Raw genomic sequence first — 3,171 nt, 5'->3', positions numbered from 1 at the left:
GCCGCCAACCGCTCGCCCACCGCCCGGGCCGGCAGGCCGGTCGTGAGCCGGTCGGGATGGGCCGAGAAGGCCTCGAGCAGGGGCCGGAAGAACAGCCGCTCGTGCACGGCCCGGGCCGTGGCCAGGTGGGTGCGGAGGGCCTGGTCGAGCCGCTCGGCGGCGCTGGCGGCCGGGTCGTCGGTGAAGCCGCACACCCGGGCCAGCCACTGCCGGTCCTCCAGGCCGGCCGGCACGGTGTGGGTCTGCTCCTCCTCCGCCATCTGCAGGCGGTTCTCCACCGTGCGCAGGAAGCGGTAGGACGTCTCGAGGGCCCGGGCGTCGGCGTCGGCGACGTACCCCGCCCCCTGCAGCTCGGCCAGGGCGTCGAGGGTGGCGGGGCGGCGCAGGGCGGGGTCGGCCGGTCCGTGGATGAGCTGGAGGAGCTGTACGGAGAACTCGACGTCCCGGATGCCGCCGGGCCCCCGCTTGATCTCCCGCCCGGTCAGGCCCCGGCGGGCCACCTCCCCCTCGGAGCGGGCCTTCATCGTCCGGACCTGATGGAGGTCCTCGGCCGTGAACGGCCGTCCCCACACCACCTCGCCGGCGGCGGCGGAGAAGGCGGCGCCCAGCCCGGCCGGGCCGGAGACGGGCCGGGCCTTGAGCAGGGCCTGGCGCTCCCACGCCTCCGCCCACCGCTCCCAGTACGCCAGGTAGGACTCGAGGGTGCGGGTGAGCGGGCCGTTGCGCCCTTCGGGTCGGAGGTCGGCGTCGACGCGGAAGGCGCGGCGGGCCAGCTCGAGCACGGGGCGGGGATCCCCCTCTCCCACGAACACCACGTCGACGTCGCTGGCGTAGTTGAGCTCCCGGGCCCCGGCCTTGCCCATGGCGACGACGGCCAGCCCGGCGGCGGGCGCACCGGCCAGGGCCCGGGCCCGATCGAGGACGGCGTCGGCCATCCGGGCCAGGTCGGCCCCGACCGCCTCGAGGCCGTCCCGGCCGGTCAGGTCACGGGCGGCGATCCGGAGCAGCTCCCGGCGCTTCCAGGCCACCAGCTCCTCGGCGTCCCCGTCGGGGGGAGGCGGCCGGTCGTCCGGGCGGCGGAGGCGGTCGAGGGCCTGGGCGTCCGACCGGAGGAGCCGGGCCAACGCCGGGCTGGCGGCCAGCACGGACAGCAGCGTCCGGAGCAGGTCCGGGTCGTCGGCCAGCTCGGCGTCGAGGCCGGGATGGGCCTCCACGAGCCAGTCCAGGGCCGCCCGGACGGCGGGGCGCCGGGGGCCCTGGGCCACCGCCTCCTCGACGGCGGGCGGCAGGGCGGACATGACAGGAGTCTGGCCCCGGACCGGGCCCCGCCGGACCGGCGCGGCCCGGCGGGGCCCCACTAGTCTCCGCCCGTCCGAGGGGCGTCCTCGTTCACTCCCTATTCACATCACGGCAACGGGCCGGCAACGGGAGCGCCCCAGGCTGTATTCAGCCAGAGTCCTCCAGGAGGTTCCTGCTGTGGAGAAGCGCACGCCGGATGACGTGCTGAAGTACGCCAGCGATCAGGGTGTCGAGATCATCGACTTCCGGTTCTGCGACCTGCCCGGCCTCATGCAGCACTTCTCCGTCCCGGTCAAGGAGCTGGCCGAGGAGTCCTTCATCGAGGGCCACGGGTTCGACGGCTCCTCGATCCGGGGCTTCCAGGAGATCCAGGAGTCCGACATGATCCTGATCCCGGATCCGGACACCGCGGTCATCGATCCCTTCCGCCAGCACAAGACCCTCAACATCAACTGCTTCGTCCACGATCCGGTGACCGGGGAGAGCTACAGCCGGGACCCGCGCTACGTGGCCAAGAAGGCCGAGGACTACCTGGGGACCACGGGCATCGCCGACACCGCCTACTTCGGTCCCGAGGCCGAGTTCTTCATCTTCAACGACGTGCGGTTCATGCAGGACCAGCGCTCGGCCTTCTACCAGGTCGACTCGATCGAGGGCATCTGGAACTCGGCCAAGGACGAGCAGCCGAACCTCGGGTTCAAGCCGCGCTACAAGGAGGGGTACTTCCCGGTCCCGCCGATGGACCACTTCCAGGACCTGCGCTCGGAGATGGTCCTCACCATGCAGGCCCTCGGCATCGACATCGAGGTGCAGCACCACGAGGTCGGCACGGCCGGCCAGGCCGAGATCGACATGCGCTTCGACACCCTGCTGACCATGGCCGACAAGCTCATGCTCTACAAGTACGTGGTCAAGAACGTGGCGCGTGACGCCGGCTACACCGCCACCTTCATGCCGAAGCCGCTGTTCCAGGACAACGGCTCGGGCATGCACTGCCACCAGTCGCTCTGGAGGGGCGGGGAGCCGCTCTTCTACGCCGAGACCGGATATGCCGGGCTGTCGGACCTCGGGCGGTGGTACATCGGTGGGCTGCTGGCCCACGCCCCCGCCATCCTGGCGTTTGCCGCCCCCACCACGAACTCGTACAAGCGGCTGGTCCCGGGCTACGAGGCGCCGGTGAACCTGGTGTACTCCCAGAGGAACCGGTCGGCGGCCTGCCGGATCCCGATCTACTCCAAGAGCCCCAAGGCCAAGCGCGTCGAGTTCCGCTGCCCGGACCCGTCGTGCAACCCGTACCTCGCCTTCGCCGCCATGCTGATGGCCGGCCTCGACGGGGTGCAGAACCGCATCGAGCCGCCCGATCCCGTGGACAAGGACCTCTACGACCTCCCGCCCGAGGAGCTGGCGCAGGTGCCCCAGGTCCCCGGGTCTCTCGAGGAGGCCCTGGCCGCCCTCGAGGCGGACAACGCCTTCCTGCGGACCGGAGGTGTGTTCACCGACGACCTCATCGAGACCTGGGTGAACTTCAAGCGCCTGCGGGAGATCGACGAGGTCCGGCTGCGGCCGCACCCCTGGGAGTTCTACCTCTACTACGACATCTAAGTCGTTTGTAGTCGCTGACCTGGGCTTTCTTGCTCAGGCTCCTGTCTTGGTCCGCGGCAAGTCCGCGGGAGGTTGGAGCAGTTCGTCGACGGCGGCCCGCGTGCGGTCCTCCTCGTCGGGCCAGAGGTGGGCGTAGGTGTCCAGGGTCGTGCGGGCCGAGGAGTGCCCCAGGCGAGCCTGCACGACCTTGACGCTGGCTCCCGAGCGGATCAGCAGAGAGGCGTAGAAGTGGCGCAGGTCGTGGGGCCTGGCCCATTCGGGTAGTCCTGC

At 71.4% G+C, this 3,171-nt stretch carries 3 protein-coding genes; 1 reads left to right on the top strand and 2 read right to left on the bottom strand.

The window, feature by feature from the left end:
- On the bottom strand, nucleotides 1–1,298 hold a 1,298-nt coding region (locus tag VFW24_13830; protein ID HEX5267843.1), incomplete at its 3' end, for a hypothetical protein.
- Nucleotides 1,299–1,476: 178 nt separating this feature from the next.
- Between VFW24_13830 and glnA the strand changes: the two genes are divergently transcribed.
- Nucleotides 1,477–2,901, top strand: coding sequence for a type I glutamate--ammonia ligase (glnA, locus tag VFW24_13825; protein HEX5267842.1), 1,425 nt, complete (start codon nucleotides 1,477–1,479; stop codon nucleotides 2,899–2,901).
- Nucleotides 2,902–2,934: 33 nt separating this feature from the next.
- Here the strand turns inward: glnA and VFW24_13820 are convergent.
- On the bottom strand, nucleotides 2,935–3,171 hold a 237-nt coding region (locus VFW24_13820), incomplete at its 5' end, for a tyrosine-type recombinase/integrase (GenBank protein ID HEX5267841.1).

Source organism: Acidimicrobiales bacterium, from assembly GCA_036273495.1.
Classification (GTDB): Bacteria; Actinomycetota; Acidimicrobiia; order Acidimicrobiales; family JAJPHE01; genus DASSEU01.
The sequence above is the reverse complement of the archived record's forward strand: the minus strand, read 5'-3'. Positions and strand labels throughout refer to the sequence as shown.